Source organism: Polaromonas sp. P1_F8, from assembly GCF_056405635.1.
In genome coordinates this window covers 370,861-392,622 of record NZ_JBFUBS010000003.1, presented here as the reverse complement: position 1 = coordinate 392,622, position 21,762 = coordinate 370,861, and the positions used below count along the sequence as shown (strand labels likewise).

Sequence of the window (21,762 nt, the reverse complement as noted above, 5' to 3'; positions counted from 1 at the left end):
GTCCATGTCCGCCAGCCATTCACACACCATCTCCCTGCCGTCCTTGCCCTCTTCACCTGCTTCGCCATTCACCCGCCGCTCGGTCTTGCTGGCGGGCGCCAGCATGCTGGCCTTGCCTGCCTCATGCCTTGCCGCGGCACCGGCGCCCTCGGGCGCCTGGCCCACCGCGTCGCAGGTTCCCGGCGGCATTGCCCGGCTGCCGCTGGGCCCGGCGGCAGTGCGGCCCGTGGCGCAGGCCGGCGGCGTGCCCTTGCTGGTGCTCGGTGACCCTGCGGGGTGGACAGCGCTGGTAGGCATTGCGCTGTCTGCAGAGCCCGGCGAGGCGAGCATCTCGGTGCTGGCCCCTGACGGCAGCCAGCAGCAGCTTGCCTACACGGTGGCGCCCAAGCACTACCTTGAGCAACGCCTGAAAGTAGCACCCGGCACGGTGGATTTGTCGCCCGAAGACCAGGCGCGCTACGAGCGCGAGCGGGCACACCAGGAAGCGGTGATGGCCACCTTTAGTGAGCCTTTGCCGCAAACGCCGCTGCGCATGCAGGTGCCGGTGCCGGGGCGCCGCTCCAGCTCGTTCGGGCTGCGCCGCGTCTTCAACGGGCAGTCGCGCAACCCGCACAGCGGCATGGACATCGCCGCCGCCACGGGCACGCCAGTGGTGGCGCCGCTGCCCGCCCGCGTCATTGACACGGGCGACTATTTCTTCAACGGCAACACGGTGTGGCTGGACCACGGCGGCGGCTTGCTGAGCATGATGTGCCACCTGAGCGCGATTGGCGTGGCCATTGGCGACACACTGAAGACGGGCGAGCGCCTGGGCGCCGTGGGCGCCACAGGCCGCGTCACGGGGCCGCACCTGCACTGGGGCGTGATGCTGAACCGCGCCATGGTGGACCCGGCGCTGTTTCTGGGTGCCCGGGCAGGCGGCGAGTAGCGGTGGGTAGTGGGAGGCCAGGGCAGGCTATTTAATGAAAAAAGTGGCCAGAACCCAATAAGTACGGGCGCAAGCAGCTATTAAAAACGTAGCACCTCCACACCAAAACCGGCTGTAACCGAATCTGGACGGGCCCCTCTAGCCCGGTAGGTCGCACTCACTAGGGAAAACATTGATGATGAATCATTGTTCAACCCCTTTGAAGGAAACATCATGACCGCCAAAAACCTGTCTACCGTTGCAACCGACCTCATCGAATCTTCCGGCAACACCGCCCGCCACGTGATCAACGCCTACCGCGCCGGCGGCGAGCGCGCAGTCATCCTGCTGGAGCAGCGCTGGAACCGCGCCCTGAAACAGTCGCGCACCGAGCTGACGGCCGAAACGGCCAAAAACGCCACGGCGGCACAACTGGCCTTCAGCGTGTACTACACCAAGGGCCTGATGCTGACGACCAACGGCGCACAGCAAGTGGTGAGCCAGCTGGTCAAGGTTCTGGAGAGCGGCGTGGAGCGTGCTGCCGCCAATGCCAGCCTGTTTGAAGAAAAAACCGGCGTGACCACCCTGAACACGCTGGCCCAGGCCACCGCACCGGGCGCCCTGGCACTGAGCAAACTCGCCGCGCAGATCGAGCAAAAAACCGCCCAGCTCGCCAGCAAAATTGCCGGCGACCAGGCCAGCACCGCCAAGCGCAAAACGGCTTTCAGCCAGCGCCGCACCGCCAAGGCTGCCTGAGCATTCCTGAATAAAAGGGGGCCATAGCCCTTTACTGACGGGCGCAAGCAGCTATCAAATCAGTAGCGTATTGAAGCAGTGCATTTGATCCCAAAGAAAAAGCCGCCCTTGCAGGCGGCTTTTTCGTGCGCGGAATTTGCCGGCTACTGGCTACTGACTACTGGCCCAGATAGATCTGGAAAATAATGCCGGTGTTGTTGGCGACCAGCACATAGTCACCGCCGGTTTGCACCCAGTGATAGCCGGGAGGCGGCGCGCTCAGCCGGTGGCCGCGCCAGTCGTCTACCCAATAGCCCCGGTCGCGGTATTGCGCCGGCAGGCGGCCACCGCGGTAGAAGTTGTGATCGGGGCCCGCACCACGCCCGCCGGCCTGGGAATGCGGTGGCGGGCCGGCATGGTGGTGTTTGGCTTTTTTGTGGCCATGGCCGCGGCCGTGGTCGCCATCCTTCCCCTTGGCCATTGCCAGCCCGCTGAAAGCGAGGGACGCTACCGCCAGAGCGGTCATCAAGGTTCTGGTTTTCATATGGATCCTTCTCTTTGTAGTGAAACTTGATTGTTCGCCCGCAAGAGGCCGGCACGCGTAGGAAAAGCGCCTGTTCACCGCGCTTTACCCGGCGTTTGCACGGATTTAACGCGGCCACCCGGCCAGGCGACCTCCGCCGGGGTAGGGCCGCCACCACCGCCGCGCTTGAAATGCCGGCCACGGCCCCCAGTTGCGCCTGATGACCGACCCTCTCCACATCGTCTGCCCGCACTGCCACACCACCAACCGCGTGCGCGCCGACCAGCTGGGCAGCGAGCCAACTTGCGGCAGCTGCAAGAAGGCGCTGTTTACCGCGCATTCCACCGCGCTGGACGAAGCCGCGTTTGACAAACACATCAGCCGCAACCAGATTCCGGTGCTGGTGGACTTCTGGGCGCCGTGGTGCGGGCCGTGCCGGCAAATGGCGCCGGCCTACGAGCAAGCGGCAGCGCAGCTGGAGCCGCAGGTACGCGTAGCCAAGGTCGACACCGAAGCGGTGCCCAACCTGGGTGCGCGTTTCAACATCCGCAGCATTCCCACGCTGGCGTTATTCAAGGGCGGCCGTGAAGTGGCGCGCCAGGCCGGCGCCATGGGCGCGGCCGACATCGTGCGCTGGGTGCAGGGCAATTTGCGCTGAGACCATCAGCCGGCGCTATGCTTTTCATAGCTGCTTGCGCCCGACTGTATTAGCCTGCCGGCACTTTTTTCAATAATTTTTCTGCGCGCCCGCGCCGGGGCGCGTTCACTGCGCTCAATCAGTCGAGCGCGGCGTCCGCCACCAGGTAGCGCCTCACCAGGTCAAAAAAGCGGTCGTAAAAGTCATCGGCCGTGATGGTTTCACTGCCCACCTTGACCATGGACTCATTGCTCGACGTGAAGGGCAGCGAGACGGAGCCAATGGCGCCCACACCCAGGCTGGCGGAGTTGTTGGTTTTTTTCATGGCGTAGCTGTCCTGCAGGGCCGTGACAAAACCCAGGCTTACCTTTCCATCGGGCGTCTCGGGGGCGCACACCACGCGAACCACCATTTGCAGGTGCGCCTCGGGCTCGGGCTGGAAGGCTTTTTGCCCTTCCACCAGTTCGGCGCTGGCCATGTTGATGATGTAGCCCTGGCTCAGCAACGCACGCCGCGAGGCCTCGCAGGTCCGTGCCGGGGTGGCGTCAAACAGGCGCGAATAGGTCTGGGTGGAGGCAAACTTTTCCTGCAGCGGAAATGCTTTGGCGCCGGTGACGCAGCCTGTCAGCAGGGGCAACAGGCCGCATGCTGCCAGCAGCACGGCGGGGAGTCGGCAGGATTTCCAGAGTTGCATCAAAAGGGAAGTTTCCACAGAGGTATCCACAGAGGTAAGAGGTGTCTCATGCACAACGTGTCACGATACCTCCAATACCTCCGTTAGAGGCACCGGCTCACGCATCGGGTGCGTCGCAGTTGTAGCAAATCGTTCGCGAGGCAGGCGGGCACGGCGCAAACCAACCCGCTATTTCCCGTCCTCGTTCGCAGACCAGAAGAGAGAGTTCCATTCCAGCGGATTGAGGCTCCGGTCGCGGTTGTAGTAGAGCGTGCCATTGGGTAAGGTCCAGCCCAGAAACGTAGAATTTGAGCGGTTGGCTTTTCCGTACTGCCCTACCACGCGATCAAGCCACCTGCCGTGCACCCACCAGGGAACATGCACCACGGTGGAAGTCAGGCGGCCCTTGCTGAAAAAGGCCACAAGCATCATGGCGGATTCCCCGTCGGCTTTGTCCACAGCCGCATGACAAAGCCGGTCGGTACCGGCAGGCCCGCTCCGCTCGTTGTAGCAGATCAGGAAAACATCCCCGAAATGCTTGCGCACGGCGGCTTCATCCATCTGACCGGAGAGCTGGGCATAACGCATCGTCACCCCCGGCGAGTCGTCGCGCAGGTAGTAGTAATACGATTCCAGGCGGTCAAGGCTCAAGGCGCCAAGGGCAGCAACCAGGCACACCAACACCGCCAATACCGCCAGCACGCCCCACTTGATCCACTTTCCGGTCACTGCATTCATGATTTAACCCTTGTTGCACCTCTGCTCCAGCCCCAAAGCATATCCGGCATCGCGGCCAGCGCCCGTGGCACACACGGCGGCACGGCAACCGGGCTCACAGGCTCATAATTGGCCCGCCGCACTGAAGCTGACTCCCATTGAAGACACCCGCATCACCTCCATGACCCAAAGCCCGCACCGCCGCCCGAATTCCGGCTTTGTCAGCCTGCGCTTTGCATTGGTGGCCTGTGCGCTGCTGGCGGGGTTGCACTGGTGGTTTTCACCCAGCACCTTCCGCGCGGCGGGTGTGGGCAACGACCTTGCCTGTCCGCTGCCGCCGCAGGTCAGCATCGGCGACGAGCCGCTGCAAACCAGTGTGCCGGGCGGCATGGCACCTTTCGTCCTGAAAGCCGCGACCCTGACGCCGCTGGCGGGCTTTAGCGTTGACGCGCGGGTGCTGTCGCGCGAAGACTACCGGATGGACAACGAGGCCACGCTGTCGCCCACCGACCTGGCTTTAGGCTGGCAGCGCATGGCCGACGACAAGGTGTTGTCGCAGCTGAAGATCAGCCAGTCGTCACGCTGGTACTACTACCGGTGGGACAACGAACCGCCGCTGCCGCCGCCGGAAATTGCACGCAGCAGCGCCAACATGCACCTGATCCCGGCCACGGACGCGGTTGCCAAAGCACTGACCCGCGTGAAGCGCAACGACCGCGTGCGCATCGACGGCTGGCTGGTGGAAGCGCAGAAACCCGACGGCTGGCGCTGGCGAAGCTCCACCGTGCGGGAAGACACCGGAGCCAGCTCGTGCGAGGTGGTCTACGTGTGTTCCATCAGCCGGCTGTAGCAAACGCCTGCCTTGTCCCGGCGGCTCAAGCCACCGCCCGGCCATTGATCTGCCCGGTGGGTACCTGGTAGTTGCGTTCGTCAAACAGGTCGATGCCGCATTTCAGCGATTCCGCCCAGTCAAAAAACTGGCCGATGGCCGGGCCTTTGAGCGGCGCGCCGTGCTGGGGCACCAGCATGGAAATATCCAGCCGGCGCGCCATGGCCACCCACAGGCGCAGGACCTTGTTCGACACCATGTAGCGCTTGTGAAAACCCTCCATCAACGGCAGATGGGGCTTCAGGTCAGTGACGGGCACCTGCGCCGTCCGGCCTGACATCATCGACACACCGAGATCACCGGTGAACAGGATGCGGCTGATGGGATCGTAAAAATGGAAGTTGCCTTCCGAGTGCAGGAAGTGCGCGGGCAGCAGCCACAGCTCGCTCTGCCCCAGCGGCAACCGCCCGCCGCCGTCGGGCACGCCGACCAGGCGCTGCTCGGTCTTGCCGACCTTGGTGAAGTGCGGCACAAAACGCTCCCACACACGCGAGATCACCAGCTGCGCCGGGGTGGACGTGAGCCAGCGGTCCAGCGAGGCAATGATGTCGGGGTCGGCGTGGGAGGCGATGATGTAAGACAGTTTTTGCGGACTGAAGTGGCGCGACATGCCCAGGAACAATTCGTTGAACGCCAGGTTGCCGCCCGGGTCGATCACGGCGCCGGTGCCGTTGTCGACAATCAGGAACTGGTTGGACTGGACGGCATGCGCGTCTTCTTCGATCAGGTCGGTGAACATCAGGCAGGCATGCCTGTCGTCACGGTAAAGTTCTATGGGCATGGCTGAATGCGTGCGGCGACGCAGAAAAAAAAGCAACTTTATAAGCCGTCCGCTGCTCGCGTATTGATGCAGGTCAATGACACGCCTGAAGCGCGCGCCGCCACCCACACCGGCGCAACACGCGCAATGCCGCAGGCAAAAAAAAACGCGCCGGCGCTTCAATAAGCACCGGCGCGCCTTGCTTGTGCATGGCAGCTGTCCCGGCACCGCGTGGCGGCGCCCGGAACAGCGCTCTACTTAACCGCTTAACCGCGGCGGCGGTTGTTCATCATGCGTTCCACGTCGTCGCGCAGCGATGTCAGCTCATTGCGCAGCTGGCGGCGCTCCTGCGCGGTCACCACGCCGTCGGACTTGAATTGGGACTCATGGCGCTCAATGCGGCGTTCACGCTGGTGCAGCTTGGCGGCTTCGCGCTGCGTGATGCGGCCCGTGCGGACGCCTTCGTCAATGCGCTGGCTGATCTGGAATTCACGGTTGTCGATGCCGGGGGTGTTGCCGGCATTGCCAGGCCTGCCCGCCACATCGCGGTTGTTCATCATGCGCTCCACTTCGGCGCTGAGGCCGTCCAGGTCGGCGCGGAGCTGCTGGCGCTCTTGCGGCGTGGCGACGCCGTTGGATTTGAAGCGCGCCTCGCGAGCCGCGATTTCCTGGTCACGGCGGTACAGCACCTGCGCTTCGGACGGCGTGATGTGGCCGGACGCCAGACCCTGCTGAATGCGCGCGCTGATGGCTTGCTGCGCCTGGTCAATGCCGGGTGTATTAACACCCTGCGCCATGGCGGGTGCAAACCCCAGCCCGGCGAACAGGGCTGAGGCCAGCAATGAGACAGTGAGGAATTTCGATTTCATGAGGTTCTCCTTGGAATGCTTGTGCGTTTGACTGCCAGCAACCCGGTGGGCAACTTGCGGTGGCGGCGATAAATCTCCGGTTCGGCAAGCGGCTGTCGGGGCTGCTCCTGAATCGCTGCTTTCAAAGGCCTTTGCGCTTCAGTGAAACCATTGTTGGCCCGCTCTTGTGAATGCCGTGTAAGGCAAACGGAGCTTTACCCCGTCATTACGCAGTGATTACCCTCGCATTACCTCGCGCTTGCAGTGGTGTCCAGATGCGCTTTGGCATGGTTAGACTGTGCGCATGCTGATCATCCCTTCGCTGAGCCGCAAGCAGCTGCATCCGGAAGACAAGACGCCGACCGCACACCCGGCTCCACCCGATAACCTGAAATAAACCGGCACGACGCATGGACTCGCATCACCAACCCCTTCGCCGCCAACTCCTGCTGGGTGCTGCCGGCTCTGCGCTGCTGCTGGCTACGGCTTGCTCCAGAAAGGCCGGCCCCAAAGGCAAGACCCTGCCCAAGGAGGCCACCCTGCTGTGCCTGGGCGATTCGCTGACCTTTGGCTATGGCGCCCCGGCGGGCAGCAGCTACCCGCAACAACTGGAACTGCTGACCGGCTACGTCACGCAGAACGCTGGCGTCAACGGCGACACAGCGGCCGGTGCACTGGCACGGTTGCCGGCGCTGCTGCAGGAAAACAAGCCCGGCCTGGTGCTCGTGTGCATTGGCGGCAACGACTTCCTGCGCAACATGCCGCTGGACAGCACCCGCGCCGCCATCAGGTCGATTGTGCAAACCGCCGCGGCCAGCACGCAGGTGGTGCTGATCGCGCAACCCAGGCCCGTGCTGCTTTCTGCCGCGATGGGCTCACTGAAAGACCATGAGATTTATGCCGAGGTCGCCGCGGAAACAGCCACCCCGCTTTTTTCAGATGCCTGGTCGTATGTGCTGTCCCGCAGCGAATTGCGTTCTGACCAGATCCACGCAAATGCGGAAGGCTACAAGGTCTTTGCCGGGCGTTTGGCCGACTGGCTGCGCGACAGGAAATTTGTCGCCTGACGGATTTATCAGCCGGTGCGGTCGCGCCTGGCTGCCGTTTCAAGAAACGCCGCGTGGCGCGCCGGGATCTGCGTGAGCGCATAGGCAGCCGCCTGTTCGCGGATGCCGTTGCGGTCACCGCTGAACCTGCGGGTTTCGGTGAACACCGCGTCCTCACGTTCATCACGCCCCGCAAACATCCAGGCAAAGCACTGCGTGCCGGCAGGAATCTTCGGGTCGGTGCCGTCGGTCACGCCGGTGTTGGCGATGGCCATGGTGGCCTCGCTCTTTTGCATCGCGCCGCGCACCATCTCGGCAGCCACCTCTTCACTGGTGAGGTTGCAGCGCTCGATGGTTTCTGCTTTCACCCCGAGGCAACGCTGTTTGGCCCGGGGTGAATACACCACGTAAGCCGACTCCAGCAGGGAACCCGCACCCGGCACGTCCGCGAGATGCGCGGCGATCAGGCCTGCGGTGCAGGACTCGGCGGTGGCCAGCACCAGCGAGTGATTTTTCATGTAAGCCGCGACAGCCCTGAGCTGGTTGCTGCTGGCGTCGCGGGAAGACTGGCGGGAAAGCGGACTTGCACTCTCAGGGGTCATGGCGAGCGGCCCAGGCGGCACCTGAACCTTTAGCGGAGATATCCTGACTATGCGTTGCCGGCGCCCGCGCGGCCAGAGCCTGTTGCTGACGGCCTTGTAGGAATGATGTGCGCACCAGCGCAGGACCCTGCCCGCTTTCGGCCCCGCCATCACCCTACACAAACAGGAACCCGCAGCGTCATGCTATTGATTTAATAGCTGCTTGCGCAAGGCCTGACTGGTCCGCAGGCTCACAGGGCTCACGGACTCGCGTCAGGTGCGTATGGCAGGCTACATGCCCGGGCAGGCTTCAGGTGTCGCCCAGCCCGATAGGCGCCGGCGCCTCCATCACAATGCGTGTGAAGAGGCGGTCATACACCGGGTCGGCTGCGTGCTTGCCGGCAAGCGGGTCGCGGTTTTGCTGGAAGGCGGCGTCCAGTTCCTTCCATTCGGCCTCGGTGAGCACTTTTTCAGCCTGCGGCAGGATGACTGTTTCTTCCAGCCGCATGTGCTCCAGGTAGAACTCGACATAACGTTTGCACTGCGCCTCAAACTCAGGCTTTCGCTGCTCGCCCAGCAGTTCCCAGGCCAGCAGCAGGTGCTGCAGTTCACGCACGGCCTTCTCGCCGCTCATGTGGTCGCGCTCCAGCTGCTGCACCGTGGCCATGACTGATGGCGCGGAGCGCACCACGCGGGGAAACAGCAGGTCCGACTCCTTCGGGTGATGCAGGCGCTCGGGGAACTCGTCGATATAAAACAGCATGGCCCGAAAGACGTCGAAGAACTGCTGCGCACGGTCACCCGGGCCGCGCGCCACCATGAGCAGCATGGAGCGCAGCATGGCGGAAAGGGAGGCGTGCTCATCGAGGATGATTTGCACGCTGGCATGTTTGTGAATGGCGGTCTCCGGCGGGTAAGTGCCACCAAGAATGCCACCGGGTTCCACCCCGAACTTGATGAAGATCAAATCATGTGGATTTTTCCTTCCGGTATCGCACCGGGGAACGCATACCGCCCCACCCCTTTCCCATTGAGGCGATGGCTTGACCTGCATCAAAGCCGTTTGGCGGCAGCAACCTAAAGTGGGACCGCCCTGCTCAAGGTTTACCGCGCCGGCGATGAGCCGCCCAGGATGACAAGGAGATTTCCCATGTTCAAACATATTCTTCTACCCACCGACGGATCGCCCGCTTCGGAACGGGCGATTGCACAGGCTGTGACCTTCGCCAGGGAAGCCCAAGCCAGGATCACGGGTTTGCATGTGATGCAGGAGTTCCACCTGCTGACCTACCGGGTCCAGATGCTGGAAGACACACGTGACCAATTCATGAGGGAATGCCAGGCGCAGGCAGAGGCTTTCCTGTCCGCGCTGAAAGACGCCGCCGACAAGGCGGGCGTGCCTTGCGACACCGTTTGCGTCGCAGGCGACCACCCCTACGAAACCATCGTCCGGATGGCGGACGGCAAAGCTTGCGACCTCATCGTGATGGCTTCGCACGGCCGCAAGGGCATCACCGGGTTCCTGCTGGGCAGTGAAACCCAGAAGGTGCTGTCGCACAGCAAAAAACCGGTGCTGGTACTGCACTAGAAACCACTTTGCCAAAGGAGCTCATCATGAACAAAAACGCCGGCACCGCCGACCGCGCGGTGCGCATCGTGGCGGGACTCGCCATCCTCAGCCTGTATTTTGTGGTGGACCCCGCCTGGCGCTGGTGGGCGTTGCTGGGGCTCGTGCCCCTGCTGACAGGGTTGCTGGGCTGGTGCCCGGCGTACACGCTGCTTGGCATACGGACCTGCAAAACAGGCCCCAACTGATCCCGCGCGCGGTGGCCGGTCTCAGGATTCTTCGAATCCGGATCTGCCGGATTTATCCGGCCGCGGAATCTTCTTGAACTTGATCAACCGGTTGGTTTCGATCTTGTCTTTTTTCACCTGGCGCTCGGCGTCGAGCAGCCGGCCGGCGGCTGCCCATTCGGCAAACTCGTCAGGCGTTTCCAGGGTCACACGGCCCAGCGTTCCCGCCCGGAACTCGTAGATCACGATCTCGGCGGCTTTTTGCAGGTTGACCCGGCCCTTGGAGAGCACCGCGCCGCGCTTGCGGCCGATTTCTTCGAGCAGCTGCTCGTCGGTGATGCCGGGCGTCACCTCGACCTTGTAGCGAGCCTCCAGCAAGGCGGGGTAGTGCTTGATCAGGTAATCCAGCAGCTCGAGCGCCACCTCTTCCTCATTAAAGGCGTTGCGGCCAATGGCGCCGCTGGCGGCCAGGTTGTAGCCGCTTTTGGCCACGATGATGCGAGGCCAAAGCATGCCGGGCGTGTCCCATAAATAAAACCCGTCGGCCAGCACCAGGCGCTGCTCGACCTTGGTGATGCCGGCTTCGTCGCCGGTTTTGGTGGCGCGCTTGCCGGTAAGGGTGTTAATCAGGGTGGACTTGCCGACGTTGGGAATGCCGCAGATCAGCACCCGCATAGGCTTGACCATGGTGCCGCGTGTTGGTGCCAGCGCGTGGCAGGCGTCGATGAGGCGGCGGGCGGGCGTGGTTTCGCTGGCGTCGAGTTCGATGGCGCGGGTGGCAGGCAGGCTGTTGTAGTGATCCAGCCAGAGCGGCGTGCGGGTGGCGTCGGCCAGGTCGCGCTTGTTGAGCACCTTGAGCGCGGGCTTGGCGCCGGTAAGCTCGGCCAGCATGGGGTTGGCGCTGGAGCCGGGCAGGCGCGCATCAAGCAACTCAATGACGACATCAATTTCCTTGATGCGCTCACTGATGGCTTTTTTGGTCAGGTGCATGTGACCGGGAAACCACTGGATGGCCATCGGGATCTTTTCTTTCTGGGGTTCGGGTTTGGGGGCATGGGGCGAAGACCCCTGCGATACCCCAATTGTCGCCGCATACCGCAAAATACCCTCCTGGCGAAGAAGGCACCACCAGCAGGGGCCGCGGAACCGGCTCTGCCGGGCCGCAGGCGCCGCCCCCTGCAAGGGGGGAACAGGCTACACGCAGTGAGCCTGGACGGGGGTGTACTTGTTAATAAGTGGTTAATCAGCCATCGGCACGATCAATGCATGGCGTGTACTGCGCCTGGCAGCTCCATCCTGTCACCCCACAGCGACCCGAAAGAGACAAATCCGTGCACCTGCTCCTGGTAGAAGACGACACCATGCTGGCCGAAGCGGTGTGCGATGCGGCGCGCCAGATCGCCTGGACGGTCGACCACGTCGGCGATGCGCTGGCCGCCAAGCTGGCGCTGGTGGACCATGTCTACGAAGCCGTGCTGCTGGACCTCGGCCTGCCCGGTGATTCCGGGCTGGCCGTGCTGCGCGCCCTGCGCGGGCGCTACGACGTCACGCCGGTGCTGATTCTCACAGCGCGCGGGCAGTTGAGCGAGCGCATCCTGGGGCTGGACGCCGGTGCGGACGACTACCTTGTCAAACCCTTTCAGCTCGATGAACTGTGGGCCCGCGTGCGCGCCGTGATACGCCGCAGCCAGGGCAAGGTGGTACCGGTGCACACCTACGGCGACGTCAGCCTGGACCGCAGCAAACGCGCCGTCACGCGCGCGGGCGTGCGGGTGGCGCTGAGCGCACACGAATACCGCACGTTGCTGGCCCTGCTGGAGCGACCCGGCCATGTGGTCACGCGCGACCACCTGGAAGATGTGGTCTACGGCAACACCTCGGCGATTGAGAGCAACACGATTGCGGTGTTCATCCACCAGTTGCGCCGAAAGCTGGGCGAGCACATGATCACCACCGTGCACGGCCAGGGCTACATGATCGGCGAGGCGCAACCTTGAAGTGCGTGTTCGTCAGGTCACTCAAGGGCCGCGTGCTGGCGGTTCTGGGCGCGACCATTACCTTGTGCTGGGCCTGCGCGCTCACCGTGCTGCTGGTGTACACCCTGCGCGGCCAGAGTGACCGCTGGGACAGCAAGCTGCAGGCCATAGGCACCAAGATCCTGACGGCCATCCCCAGCGGCGCGAAACTCAAACCTTCCTTCAGCCACGGCCTGCAATTGCGTAACGAGAACATGCCACGCGACGTCAACCTGACCTTCCAGGTCTGGACGAACCGCAAGGAGCTGATCGTTCGGGCACCGGATTCTCCGCGCGTCCCATTGCTGCCGTCCTTCAACGATGGCTTTACCAGTTCCACCGTCAACGGCGAGCGCTGGCGCATCTTCTCGGTGTCCGACAGCACCGGTGAGGTCAGCGTGCAGGTGGCCGTGCGGCACAGCGTGATCGACGAAGAAATACGCAACAAGATCTTTGCGTTGCTGGGCCTGACGACGATGCTGCTGACTGTGGCGGGCCTGCTCATGTGGTTTGCGGTGAACAAGTCGCTGCGCCCCCTGACGGCGCTGGAGGCCGCCGTGCGCAGCCGCCGCAAGTTTGACCTGACGCCGCTGCCGGTGGCGCAACTGCCCAATGAGATCCGGCCGCTGGTTGAGTCCTTCAACCACCTGCTGGACCAGCTGGACCAGGCGATGCAGGGCGAGCGGCGTTTTATCGGCGATGCGGCCCATGAGCTGCGTACGCCTTTATCTGCGCTCCAGGCGCAGGCCCAGGTCGCCTTGCGCGCGGCCACGGTGGCCGACAAGGACGCCGCCCTCGTCAAGCTGCTGGCGGTAGCCGAACGCAGCACGCGCCTGTCTGACCAGCTGCTGGACCTGGCGCGCATGGACGCTGGCGTGCATGCGCCGCAAAAAAGCCTGGCCGATTTGAGCGAGCTCATCATGCATGTGAGCCAAGAGTTCGACATGCAGGCCCAGCAGCAGCGCCGCAGCATCATCCTCGCGCTCACGCCCTGCCCCATTGAATGCGACGTCGACGAGATCGGCATCCTGCTGCGCAACCTGCTGGACAACGCGCTGCGCTACACCCCCGAGGGCGGGCGCGTGAAGATCAGCTGCGGTTACCGCGGCGAAGCCGGCAGGGAACGGGTCTGCCTGGAAGTGGCCGATGACGGCCCGGGCGTGCCCGAGGCTGAGCACGAAGCGATCTTTCGCCGCTTTCACCGCGTGGCGGGCAACGGCGGGCGCGGCAGCGGCATAGGCCTGTCGCTGGTGGCCGGCATCGCGCAGCTGCACGAGGCCGCCATCGAGACCGGGACCGGGCTGGACGGCAAGGGCTTTTGCGTGCGCGTGCTGTTTCCGCTGCCGGCCGAGGGAGCCGGCTCAGCCGGGGTAGGCGCGGTGCCTGCGCAACCAGCTTAAGGAATGTATCCACCCGCGCCAGGCTGCTTTCTTCACGAGATAGCCGCCGCAACTTCAAGTGCSGGGCCGCGGCCCGGCAGGCCCTGCAACGGGGTAGTCGAAGGACTCAGAATCGGTAGAGGTAACCCACACGCACACTGCTCTGGCTGGAACGATCCACCAGCGGGCTGTCCTTGATGCTGGAGCCCAGGTTGGTGGTGCTCAGGTCCAGGAAGATGCTTTGCCGCGGCGCGAGCGCATAACCCACGCGCAGCCCGGCTTCCAGGTTGACGGCCGAACCGCCCTGGTAGAAACGCCGGCCGGCGCGCACCTCGGCGGCGTTCACGCCGTAGTAGTAGGACACGTATTTGTCGTCGAGCCGGGTCGCTGCCAGGCGCGGCGTGATGTCGAAGCTGCCCGCCTGGAAGCGGCGGTCCAGGGTCAGCCTGAACTTCGTGCCCTTGCTGTTGCCAGAGGCGTCGCCCAGCAACTCGGCCGAGAGGTTGGCGATGTCGTTGCGCCAGATGGCCGCACCGCCCAGCCAGATGCCGTCCTTGCGTTCGTCCATGCCGGCCAGGAAAGGGGAGTCGGAAGCCTCGTAGCCTTCCATCGAATAGCGCGCACGCAAGCGGAAGGACACCGGGCCCGCCGAAGGCAGCTTGAAGTCCATGCCCGGGCCGAAGACGCTGACCCATTTGTTTTCATAGGTGAGCAACGGCAAGAGCCGGGTCTTGTTGTCAAAGTCGCGGTAGGGCTTGCGCTCCACGCCGACACCCAGTCCCAGGCCCCAGGAGGACTCGCCCTCGGCCTGCACGGGCTTCTGCTGGGCGGCGGCCGGTTGCTGCGCGAGAGCCGCGAGCAGGAACAGCGAAAACAGCGGCAGCGAGGCTTTAGCCGCTGTTACGCCAGGGTGATCGGCCGCTTGCCTCGCGCCAGGTTTGAGGCGGGTCGGTGCAGGTTTGGCGGCGGGTCGCGATGGACGGGATGTCATCTTCAGGTTCTCCAGGTGGTTAAGCTGGAATGGATGATGCCGACGCGAATTTAAGGACTTCTTAGCGGTATTAAGAAATCATTAAGGGCGGCCGGCCTTCCCCACGGCCATCCCTGCGCCCGTTCCCGGCGTGATGGAGGACAATCGGGGGTATGGACATAGCGGCCGCGAGCCAGCCGCTGCCAGCCGCTATGCACGAATACAGGCCGGGGCCGCAGCCAGCCGCCCCGCAACCCTTCCCCTCCTCTTCCCCATCTATCGAGCCCCTCCATGCCCCTGCCCGCAGCCCCTGACCAAAAACCCGTGATCCCGGCCCGCCGCCTGGCCGCTTCAGCCCTCAAGGCCAACAATGAGCTGATGATCAAAGGCATTCTGTGTGTGCTGATCGGCCTGGGTGTGGTGGTGTCGCCCTACTTCATCACCTCACCAGGCATGCAGGGCATCGTCGCCAAATCAGCCCTGGTGGGCTGGTTTGCACTGGTGCTGGGCTGTGCATTCATCGGCCTGTACCTTCGCCGGCGCATGGCAGCCTCCGCCAAACCCTGACAGGCGCCCACACCAGGCCCATGCCCGAAAGCCTCACTGACCACAACGCCGCCCTGGCGATCTTCAGCGCCCTGCAGGAGCGCGCCGCTGCTGCGGGCATCCGCTTGCGGCCACCTCCCCCCGAGCCCACCACCTGCTGCGGTCGCGGCTGCAATGGTTGCGTGTGGGAAGGCTGGTACGCAGCCGTGGCGTACTGGCGTGAAGACGCCGAAGAAGCGATTCTTAAATGCCAAATCGGGTCCTAGCCCAATACCAACCTGCGCCACCAGCTATTTAATTGATAGCAACCGCAGTAACCATGACACCGGATCAGCGGCGCCAGCAGGAGTGATTAATGCGGCCAGCAGGGGCCGCGGAACTGGCTTTGCCAGGCCGCAGGCGCCGTCCCCTGCAAGGGGAAAAGGCATTACATGCAGTGAATGCCGATAGGGGTTTGCCTATTTTTCAAGGGGAAAAGGCACTACACGAAGTGAGCCCCAACAGGGGTGCGCCCAGATTCCACTTCACGGCCCGGGATGCCCAGGCGTTCCGCGGAAACGTACTGCTGACGGTACTGCTCAAACGGCATGGTGTCCGAGGCTTCAATCTTCTTTTGTTCCTGGACGGAAGCCTCGGTCAGTGCAGCGAAGTGTGCCAGCTGGCCGGCCGACAGCGGCTGGGCCTGCAGGATGCCTTGCGTCTTTTCAGATTGCGCGCGGCTGAACCGGATGAAGGAGTTGTCGTGGCTGGCGGCCATGGCCGCCAGCACACGGGCAGAAGGCAAGGTGGACGGGTCCAGCAAGGCGGCGCTGGCCAATGTCAGGGCGTCGCTGTATTGCGTGCCGCCATGCGCGGCGTCGAGCGCTGCTGCGATAGGCGCGCATTGGCCCACCACCTCCGCACCCCAGGCCGTCAGCGTGATTTCATGACCGCCGCGCTTGAGTTTCAGGCCGGGCTCGCGCCCGCGCGCCGCCGTCTGGTGCTGGTTGTGCTTGAGCTCGGCGATTTCCTGGGGCGTGTCGTTCGGGCTGTCGCTGAGCAGGCAGTGCAGCAGGAACACATCGAGGAAACGCATGGTTTGCGCATTGATGCCGACGGGCTCGAAAGGGTCCAGGTCCATCAGCCGCACTTCGATGTATTCGACGCCGCGCTCGCGCAGCGCATGCAGCGGCCGTTCGCCGGGGAAGATCACGCGCTTGGGGCGAATGGTGCCGTAGAACTCGTTTTCAATTTGCAGCAGCGTGGTGGCCAGTTGGTTGTAGTCGCCGCCGGGGTTGCGGATGCCCACTGCCTCATAGGCCGGGTAGGGCCGGGTCAGCGCGTCCTGCAGCGAAGCGCCGTAACCATCCAGGCTGTTGTAGCTCACGGCAAGCGAAGCCTGCGCATCGCTCTGGTAGCCCAGGCGGCCCATGCGCAGCGAAGTGCCGTAAGGCATGTACATGGTGCTGTCGCTCAGGGTTTGCAGCTCGTGCTGGCGCCCTTCCACAAACGTGGAACACACCGCGGGCGAAGCGCCAAACAGGTACAGCAGCAAAAATGCCTGGCGGCGGAAGTTGCGGATCAGCGCGAAGTATTCCTTGCTGCTCACCCCGGGCAGGGACCAGTTGTAGTGAATGCCGGAAATGGTTTGCATGCGCCGGCCGTAACGGTGCGACAGGCCCATGCGGTAAACGCTCTTGGCGCGCCCGACATTGGACGAACCGAAGCGGGCGATGGGAATGGTTTCATCGGTCGGCAGGCCGCAGGGCATGCTGGACACCCAGAGCATTTCGTCGCCCAGCTCTTTCATGGTGCGGTAAGTGAACTGGTGCAGCTCCGTCAGTTCCTGCAGCGTGGCTTCAGGGCTGGGGTGGGCGCCGGTGACCAGCTCAACCTGCGATTCGCTGAAGTCCGTGGTGATGCCCGGATGCGTGAGGGCCGAGCCCAGGGCCGCGGGATGCGGTGTGAGGGCCAGGCCGCCGCCGGGTTTGGCGCGCAGGCTTTCCTTCTCGATACCGCGGCGCATGCCCTTGAGCCGGGCCGGGGTCAGCGCTTTCAGGCGGTCCTGTAGCGCGCCCGCAGGCGCCTGCAACTTGGTCATATCGTCATTCCCCCAGAATCTTGAATTGGCGTGGAAGTTATCACAGCACGGCGCTTTGCGCTGGCGCATCCGGGCTTGCCAGCACAGCCCGGGTGGGGTCTGGCGCAGGGTCTGTGCAGGCTGGCCGGATTTGGGCCATACGCCTTACTTTCCGGGCAGAAATCCACGGTTTGGTGGTCTGGATGTGGAAAGTGAGCGACGCCGGTGCGCCAGGGTGCAGAACTCCCTTGACTTGTCAGACAAGCTGGACGACGATAAAAAACATTCCGTAACACGGCTGTTTTACCCTTCAATTTCCGCCAAACTAAACGGTTTTGCGGTTTTTTAGCCCGAGGCAGCGTAGAGCTTGATCAAAAAATGAAAAAACTGCTAGCCAGCCTTTTCGGCGGTTCAACCCCCGCAGCGTCGCCCAAACGCACGGGCACGTCCAGCCGGGACAACCCGCTCACCATTGAAGACGGCTCGGACAACGCCACGCGCCGCCACCTGGTGCAGGTGCTGCTGCGCGATGCCATGCGTAAATACGGTATTCCCTTGCCCTGGATCGATTGCCAGATGCTGCTGGTGTCCAGCCGCAGCCGCGGCCCTGGCATGTATGTACGCCTCGTTGTGCGGCATTGGGACGACCGTCTGCTGAAGTACGCCTTCGCCTTCCAGAACGCCCTGATGGAAGAAATCACGCGCTTTGAACCCGGGGCGGCCAAATGGCTGCACGGCATTTCCTGGCAACTGGAAGTGGCAGAAACCTGCCCCAACCCGACCATGCCCGACAAGTCGTATTGGGCCGATCCCGTCCGGCCACCTGCCGGCGCATCGGTTCGCCCGCCACGCAGCGCGCCCCTGGCTTCCCTGGCCCCTCTTCCCGCTGCGGCAACAGCCTCTGCGGCGCCCGTGCCAGCCGCCCCCGTTGTGGCCGCCAGCCTGCCGGCCCAGCCCGCAGCACCGGTGGCACGGCCGGCCCCGGTCTCCGCTGCTGACGCAGACGCCATGAAAGACCTGGAGCGGCTCTTTCGCATCCGCGACCAGGAACTGGGCCAGCCAAGCGACAGCAACTCCGCCGTCGGTTACGAAGCCACGCGCCCTTCCCCGCTGTAACGCACCGGGCCCGGCCGGGCCATCAGCAGCGCAGTGGGGCAGCTGCTGGTGTACGCTTGCCTGATGAGCCCTCCCGTCACGCCCCCAGGCCCCGCAACCGCCGCGCAAGATTCCTCCCTCCTCATCGACTCACGCTACGCCGTAATGCGGCTCATGGTCACGCTGGCGCTGATGACCGTCGGCGCCTGCGGCATGTATGTGGTGGCCGTGGTGCTGCCCGCAGTGCAGGCTGAATTCAGTGTGACGCGGGCCGATGCCTCCCTGCCCTATACCGCGCTCATGATCGGCTTCGGCGTTGGCGGCGTTCTGATGGGGCGGCTGGCCGACCGCTTCGGCGTGATGGTTCCGTTGCTGATTGGCGCAGTGGGGCTGGGCCTGGGTTTTGCCCTGGCCGCCATGGCCGGCAACATCTGGATGTTCTCGCTGGCCCACGGCCTGCTGATCGGCTTTCTCGGCTCTGCCGCCACCTTTGCGCCGCTGCTGGCCGACACCTCGCTCTGGTTTGTACGGCGCCGCGGTTTTGCCGTGGCGGTGTGCGCCAGCGGCAACTATCTGGGCGGCGCGATCTGGCCACCCATCGTTCAGCATTTTGTCGAGGCCGTGGGCTGGCGCCAGACCTATCTGTGGCTCGGCCTTTTCAGTTTCGTCACCATGACGGCGCTGGCCCTTTTGATGCGCAAGCGCCCGCCAGTGGCCGTGGCGTCGGCGGTGGGCAACAGCGGCATCGCCGCCACCACCAGCAGCATGCCTTTCGGCCTGACGCCGGGCTCGGCGCAAATGCTGCTGTGCGTGGCCAGCGTGGCCTGCTGCGTGGCCATGGCCATGCCGCAGGTGCACATCGTGTCGTACTGCACCGACCTGGGCTACGGCGCGGCGCGCGGCGCTGAAATGCTGTCGCTGATGCTGGCCTGCGGTGTGGTGAGCCGGCTGGTGTCGGGCGCCATCTGCGACCGCATAGGCGGGCTGCGCACGCTGATGCTGGGCTCGGTGCTGCAAGGCATCGCGCTGCTGCTGTTTTTGCCCTTTGACGGGCTGGTATCGCTTTACGTCATCGCCGCGCTGTTCGGCCTGTTCCAGGGCGGCCTCGTACCGGCTTACGCCATCATCGTGCGCGAATACTTCGAGCCCGCCGAAGCCGGCGCGCGCGTGGGCACGGTGATCATGGCATCCTTGCTGGGCATGGCGCTGGGCGGCTGGATGTCAGGCAAGGTGTTTGACCTCACCGGTTCCTACCATGCCGCATTCCTCAACGGCATCGCGTGGAACCTGCTGAACTTCAGCATCGCGTTTTTCCTGCTGTGGCGCGTGCGGCGGATGGCACGGGCGGCCACGACGAAAACCGCGGCGGCCTGAACAACGTCCTGGCCTTGTCCGGATCGCTATGCTTTTAATAGCTGCTTGCGCCCGTTTTGTAAGGGCCACAGCCGTTTTTCCTTAAAATACCGTCAGGCCAGAACCCGGCACAACCATTGTTCCAGGTCGGTGATTTCCTGGGGGCAAACCGAGTGCTCCATCATGTACTCGTGCCACTCGACCGCGTAGCCCATGGCGCTGAGCGCATCGCGCGTGGCGGTGGCGCGCGGCAGCACCACCACGCCGTCGCGCGTGCCATGCGCCAGAAAAATGGGTACATCCTGGTTGGCGGCGCTGCGCTCGGCGGCCGTCTTGTCGGCCAGCGGCAGGTAACCCGACAGGCCCGCAATGCCGGCCAGCCGTTCGCCGTGACGCAGGCCCGTCATGAGCGCCATGGCACAGCCCTGCGAAAAGCCCGCCACCACGATGCGGCTGGCAGGGATGCCGCGCGACTTTTCCCGGGCAATCAAGGCCTCGATGTCGCCCTGCGACTTGCGCAGCCCGGCCTCGTCCTGCCGGCTCACCAGGTCGGCGCCCAGCAGGTCGTACCAGGCCGGCATGACGTAGCCGCCGTTGATGGTGACCGGAATGCTGGGTGCACTCGGAAACAGGAAACGCACATCGCCCACGCTGGACAGGTCCATCTGCTCTGCAATCGGCAGGAAGTCCCGGCCGTCGGCCCCGAGGCCGTGCATGATGAGAACGGTGGCGACGGGCTTGTCGCCCGTCTGGGCTTCAATGACTTCGAGGGGCATGGGGTGACGGGTCCAGGTGGTTGAAGGAACAGATGACGATTGAATGCTGCGGGCTTGAAGCTGCAAAGCATGCCAGCGGGGATTTTAAGACCGGCCTAAGCTGACCCGCGAACAATGGTTTCCGGCAGCGCTGAACACCTGGTGCACAAAGCCTGCTACGGTGTGATGACAAGGTAGCTGGCCAGGCCTTCGCATATCGGCAGGCCGCATGAAAACAGTGCCAGGCAGCACACTGCGCCGACTTGCTGCCCATCGTTGCAGAAGGAGCATGCTGAAATGAAAACCCTGACCCACAAGGCCGCCTCGGCCGTCCTCGGTGTGCTGATGGCGGGTGGCGCGCTGGCCCAGGCAAGCGCCCCTTTGCCGCCGGTGCGCACCAGCGGCCCGGTTGAATACCTGAGCGGCGGCATCGGCGCCGACGAATCCGCAGCGATCCGAAATGCCAGCGGGCAGTGGCCGCTGACACTCGAATTTGCCATCAAGGACAAGCAGCGTGCCGACTTCGCGGCCGACGTGAAGGTGCGGGTGCTCGATGCCCGGGGAAATGAAGTGCTTCAGGCCACGTCGGAAGGCCCCTTCCTGCTGGCCCGGCTGGCACCGGGCAGTTATGCCGTGGAGGCGACGCTCGCCGGCCAGACCCAGCGCAGGAAGGTTGACGTGAAGGCAGGCAAACCCTCCAAAGAGGTGTTCCTCTGGGGCACGGCCGCCGATAAAACCGGGCCGTAAGCACACCGGGCCTGCCTCAATTTAACTTTTCAAGCCAGATCATGCGTAGCGTCACCGAACTGATCCACGCGATAGACAACGGGACCCTGCCGGACGCCGAGCGGCGAAGCCTGCTGGTGGCTGCAACCGGCATCGCCGCCGGCGCCGGCCTGTTGGCTGCGGCCTATCCCTTCGCGGCCAGCCTTGCACCCTCTGAAGTGGCGCGCGCCCAGGGCGGCCCGGTGCTTGTCGATATTTCCACACTGGCGACAGGCGAGCTGCGCACCGTCGCCTGGCGCGGAAAACCGGTCTGGCTGATGCGCCGCAGCGAGGAGATGGTGCGCGCGCTGCAACAGCCCAATCCGGTATTGGCAGACCCGCAGTCCAGGCGATCCGAGCAACCGAAATCGTGTGCCAACGCGACCCGCTCCGAGCGCCCGGAAATCCTGGTGGCGGTGGGGGTGTGCACGCACCTGGGCTGCTCACCGACCCTGCGCCTGGACGACAGCGCGCTGAATGCCGAGCTTCACGCGCCCGGTGGATTTTTTTGCCCCTGCCACGGCTCGCGGTTTGACCTCGCCGGCCGCGTAGTGAAGAACGTACCGGCACCGACCAACCTGGACATCCCGGAATACCAGTTCATCGACGCCACCAAGCTGCAAATCGGCCAGACAAGCTAGTGTCACTGCGGCTTGTGCCACAGCAGAGGCTTTGCTAGCATCTGGCGTCAGCATTTTCTGACGCAGGTTGGAGA

General features: G+C 64.1%; 27 protein-coding genes. 16 read left to right on the top strand and 11 right to left on the bottom strand.

What is annotated here, in order from left to right; translation table 11 throughout:
- The first annotated feature begins 4 nt into the window (after positions 1-4).
- Positions 5-928 carry a peptidoglycan DD-metalloendopeptidase family protein gene (locus tag AC1D1J_RS13710; protein WP_477694943.1) on the top strand — a complete coding sequence of 308 codons (924 nt, stop codon included), beginning with the start codon at positions 5-7 and terminating at the stop codon, positions 926-928.
- A gap of 213 nt (positions 929-1,141) precedes the next feature.
- Positions 1,142-1,663 carry a hypothetical protein gene (locus AC1D1J_RS13705; RefSeq protein WP_457279150.1) on the top strand — a complete coding sequence of 174 codons (522 nt, stop codon included), beginning with the start codon at positions 1,142-1,144 and terminating at the stop codon, positions 1,661-1,663.
- Between the two features lie 157 nt (positions 1,664-1,820).
- Here AC1D1J_RS13705 and AC1D1J_RS13700 read toward each other — a convergent pair whose 3' ends face one another.
- On the bottom strand, positions 1,821-2,186 hold the full coding sequence (locus AC1D1J_RS13700) for an RcnB family protein (protein ID WP_477687812.1): 366 nt from the start codon (positions 2,184-2,186) through the stop codon (positions 1,821-1,823).
- Positions 2,187-2,385: 199 nt separating this feature from the next.
- On the opposite strand from AC1D1J_RS13700, the gene trxC reads away from it, so the two are divergent.
- The gene (gene trxC, locus AC1D1J_RS13695) at positions 2,386-2,823 is read left to right on the top strand and encodes a thioredoxin TrxC (RefSeq protein ID WP_477694942.1); all 438 of its coding nucleotides are present in this window, start codon (positions 2,386-2,388) and stop codon (positions 2,821-2,823) included.
- A 118-nt stretch (positions 2,824-2,941) separates the two neighbouring features.
- Here trxC and AC1D1J_RS13690 read toward each other — a convergent pair whose 3' ends face one another.
- Together AC1D1J_RS13690 and AC1D1J_RS13685 are read right to left on the bottom strand one after the other, a co-directional pair.
- Positions 2,942-3,496, bottom strand: coding sequence for a DUF2242 domain-containing protein (locus AC1D1J_RS13690; protein WP_477695083.1), 555 nt, complete (start codon positions 3,494-3,496; stop codon positions 2,942-2,944).
- Between the two features lie 168 nt (positions 3,497-3,664).
- Complete coding sequence (locus AC1D1J_RS13685) at positions 3,665-4,213, bottom strand: hypothetical protein (protein WP_477687815.1); 549 nt, start codon at positions 4,211-4,213, stop codon at positions 3,665-3,667.
- Positions 4,214-4,373: 160 nt separating this feature from the next.
- Between AC1D1J_RS13685 and AC1D1J_RS13680 the strand changes: the two genes are divergently transcribed.
- Complete coding sequence (locus tag AC1D1J_RS13680; RefSeq protein ID WP_477687816.1) at positions 4,374-5,042, top strand: hypothetical protein; 669 nt, start codon at positions 4,374-4,376, stop codon at positions 5,040-5,042.
- Positions 5,043-5,067: 25 nt separating this feature from the next.
- Here the strand turns inward: AC1D1J_RS13680 and AC1D1J_RS13675 are convergent, their stop codons facing one another.
- The gene (locus AC1D1J_RS13675; RefSeq protein WP_477694941.1) at positions 5,068-5,862 is read right to left on the bottom strand and encodes an oxygen-binding di-iron domain-containing protein; all 795 of its coding nucleotides are present in this window, start codon (positions 5,860-5,862) and stop codon (positions 5,068-5,070) included.
- Between the two features lie 6 nt (positions 5,863-5,868).
- Between AC1D1J_RS13675 and AC1D1J_RS13670 the strand changes: the two genes are divergently transcribed.
- Positions 5,869-6,027 carry a hypothetical protein gene (locus AC1D1J_RS13670; RefSeq protein ID WP_477694940.1) on the top strand — a complete coding sequence of 53 codons (159 nt, stop codon included), beginning with the start codon at positions 5,869-5,871 and terminating at the stop codon, positions 6,025-6,027.
- Between the two features lie 80 nt (positions 6,028-6,107).
- Here AC1D1J_RS13670 and AC1D1J_RS13665 read toward each other — a convergent pair whose 3' ends face one another.
- Positions 6,108-6,710 (bottom strand): hypothetical protein, encoded by a 603-nt coding sequence (locus AC1D1J_RS13665; protein WP_477694939.1) that lies wholly within the window; start codon positions 6,708-6,710, stop codon positions 6,108-6,110.
- A 389-nt stretch (positions 6,711-7,099) separates the two neighbouring features.
- On the opposite strand from AC1D1J_RS13665, the gene AC1D1J_RS13660 reads away from it, so the two are divergent.
- Positions 7,100-7,756 (top strand): GDSL-type esterase/lipase family protein, encoded by a 657-nt coding sequence (locus tag AC1D1J_RS13660; protein ID WP_477694938.1) that lies wholly within the window; start codon positions 7,100-7,102, stop codon positions 7,754-7,756.
- 8 nt (positions 7,757-7,764) lie between these two features.
- Here the strand turns inward: AC1D1J_RS13660 and AC1D1J_RS13655 are convergent, their stop codons facing one another.
- Positions 7,765-8,337 (bottom strand): CinA family protein, encoded by a 573-nt coding sequence (locus AC1D1J_RS13655; RefSeq protein ID WP_477694937.1) that lies wholly within the window; start codon positions 8,335-8,337, stop codon positions 7,765-7,767.
- A gap of 289 nt (positions 8,338-8,626) precedes the next feature.
- Positions 8,627-9,214, bottom strand: a complete 588-nt coding sequence (locus AC1D1J_RS13650; protein ID WP_477687968.1) for a hemerythrin domain-containing protein — start codon at positions 9,212-9,214, stop codon at positions 8,627-8,629.
- 252 nt (positions 9,215-9,466) lie between these two features.
- On the opposite strand from AC1D1J_RS13650, the gene AC1D1J_RS13645 reads away from it, so the two are divergent.
- Together AC1D1J_RS13645 and AC1D1J_RS13640 are read left to right on the top strand one after the other, a co-directional pair.
- A complete protein-coding gene (locus AC1D1J_RS13645; RefSeq protein WP_477694936.1) occupies positions 9,467-9,904 on the top strand; it encodes a universal stress protein in 438 nt (145 codons plus the stop codon).
- Positions 9,905-9,930: 26 nt separating this feature from the next.
- Entirely contained in the window at positions 9,931-10,131 is a 201-nt protein-coding gene (locus AC1D1J_RS13640; RefSeq protein WP_477694935.1) for a YgaP family membrane protein, read from the top strand.
- A 21-nt stretch (positions 10,132-10,152) separates the two neighbouring features.
- On the opposite strand, the gene ylqF is transcribed toward AC1D1J_RS13640, so the two are convergent.
- Complete coding sequence (gene ylqF / locus AC1D1J_RS13635) at positions 10,153-11,127, bottom strand: ribosome biogenesis GTPase YlqF (protein WP_477694934.1); 975 nt, start codon at positions 11,125-11,127, stop codon at positions 10,153-10,155.
- 314 nt (positions 11,128-11,441) lie between these two features.
- On the opposite strand from ylqF, the gene AC1D1J_RS13630 reads away from it, so the two are divergent.
- Together AC1D1J_RS13630 and AC1D1J_RS13625 are read left to right on the top strand one after the other, a co-directional pair.
- Positions 11,442-12,107: a response regulator transcription factor gene (locus AC1D1J_RS13630; RefSeq protein ID WP_477694933.1), complete on the top strand. Its 666-nt coding sequence runs from the start codon at positions 11,442-11,444 to the stop codon at positions 12,105-12,107.
- 5 nt (positions 12,108-12,112) lie between these two features.
- A complete protein-coding gene (locus AC1D1J_RS13625) occupies positions 12,113-13,525 on the top strand; it encodes an ATP-binding protein (protein WP_477687969.1) in 1,413 nt (470 codons plus the stop codon).
- 106 nt (positions 13,526-13,631) lie between these two features.
- Here AC1D1J_RS13625 and AC1D1J_RS13620 read toward each other — a convergent pair whose 3' ends face one another.
- A complete protein-coding gene (locus AC1D1J_RS13620) occupies positions 13,632-14,495 on the bottom strand; it encodes a MipA/OmpV family protein (RefSeq protein WP_477694932.1) in 864 nt (287 codons plus the stop codon).
- A 270-nt stretch (positions 14,496-14,765) separates the two neighbouring features.
- Between AC1D1J_RS13620 and AC1D1J_RS13615 the strand changes: the two genes are divergently transcribed.
- Positions 14,766-15,041 carry a hypothetical protein gene (locus tag AC1D1J_RS13615; RefSeq protein ID WP_477648895.1) on the top strand — a complete coding sequence of 92 codons (276 nt, stop codon included), beginning with the start codon at positions 14,766-14,768 and terminating at the stop codon, positions 15,039-15,041.
- A 20-nt stretch (positions 15,042-15,061) separates the two neighbouring features.
- A complete protein-coding gene (locus AC1D1J_RS13610) occupies positions 15,062-15,286 on the top strand; it encodes an oxidoreductase-like domain-containing protein (protein WP_477694931.1) in 225 nt (74 codons plus the stop codon).
- A gap of 215 nt (positions 15,287-15,501) precedes the next feature.
- Here the strand turns inward: AC1D1J_RS13610 and gshA are convergent, their stop codons facing one another.
- Positions 15,502-17,100, bottom strand: coding sequence for a glutamate--cysteine ligase (gene gshA, locus AC1D1J_RS13605; RefSeq protein WP_477694930.1), 1,599 nt, complete (start codon positions 17,098-17,100; stop codon positions 15,502-15,504).
- A 357-nt stretch (positions 17,101-17,457) separates the two neighbouring features.
- Here gshA and AC1D1J_RS13600 point away from each other — a divergent pair, with 357 nt between their 5' ends.
- Together AC1D1J_RS13600 and AC1D1J_RS13595 are read left to right on the top strand one after the other, a co-directional pair.
- Complete coding sequence (locus tag AC1D1J_RS13600) at positions 17,458-18,195, top strand: hypothetical protein (protein ID WP_477694929.1); 738 nt, start codon at positions 17,458-17,460, stop codon at positions 18,193-18,195.
- Between the two features lie 63 nt (positions 18,196-18,258).
- Positions 18,259-19,548 carry an MFS transporter gene (locus tag AC1D1J_RS13595; protein ID WP_477694928.1) on the top strand — a complete coding sequence of 430 codons (1,290 nt, stop codon included), beginning with the start codon at positions 18,259-18,261 and terminating at the stop codon, positions 19,546-19,548.
- Between the two features lie 92 nt (positions 19,549-19,640).
- On the opposite strand, the gene AC1D1J_RS13590 is transcribed toward AC1D1J_RS13595, so the two are convergent.
- On the bottom strand, positions 19,641-20,303 hold the full coding sequence (locus AC1D1J_RS13590) for an alpha/beta hydrolase (RefSeq protein WP_477687828.1): 663 nt from the start codon (positions 20,301-20,303) through the stop codon (positions 19,641-19,643).
- Between the two features lie 276 nt (positions 20,304-20,579).
- Here AC1D1J_RS13590 and AC1D1J_RS13585 point away from each other — a divergent pair, with 276 nt between their 5' ends.
- Together AC1D1J_RS13585 and petA are read left to right on the top strand one after the other, a co-directional pair.
- A complete protein-coding gene (locus AC1D1J_RS13585) occupies positions 20,580-21,029 on the top strand; it encodes a peptidase associated/transthyretin-like domain-containing protein (protein WP_477694927.1) in 450 nt (149 codons plus the stop codon).
- 41 nt (positions 21,030-21,070) lie between these two features.
- Positions 21,071-21,688, top strand: a complete 618-nt coding sequence (gene petA / locus AC1D1J_RS13580) for a ubiquinol-cytochrome c reductase iron-sulfur subunit (RefSeq protein ID WP_477694926.1) — start codon at positions 21,071-21,073, stop codon at positions 21,686-21,688.
- Positions 21,689-21,762: the final 74 nt, after the last annotated feature.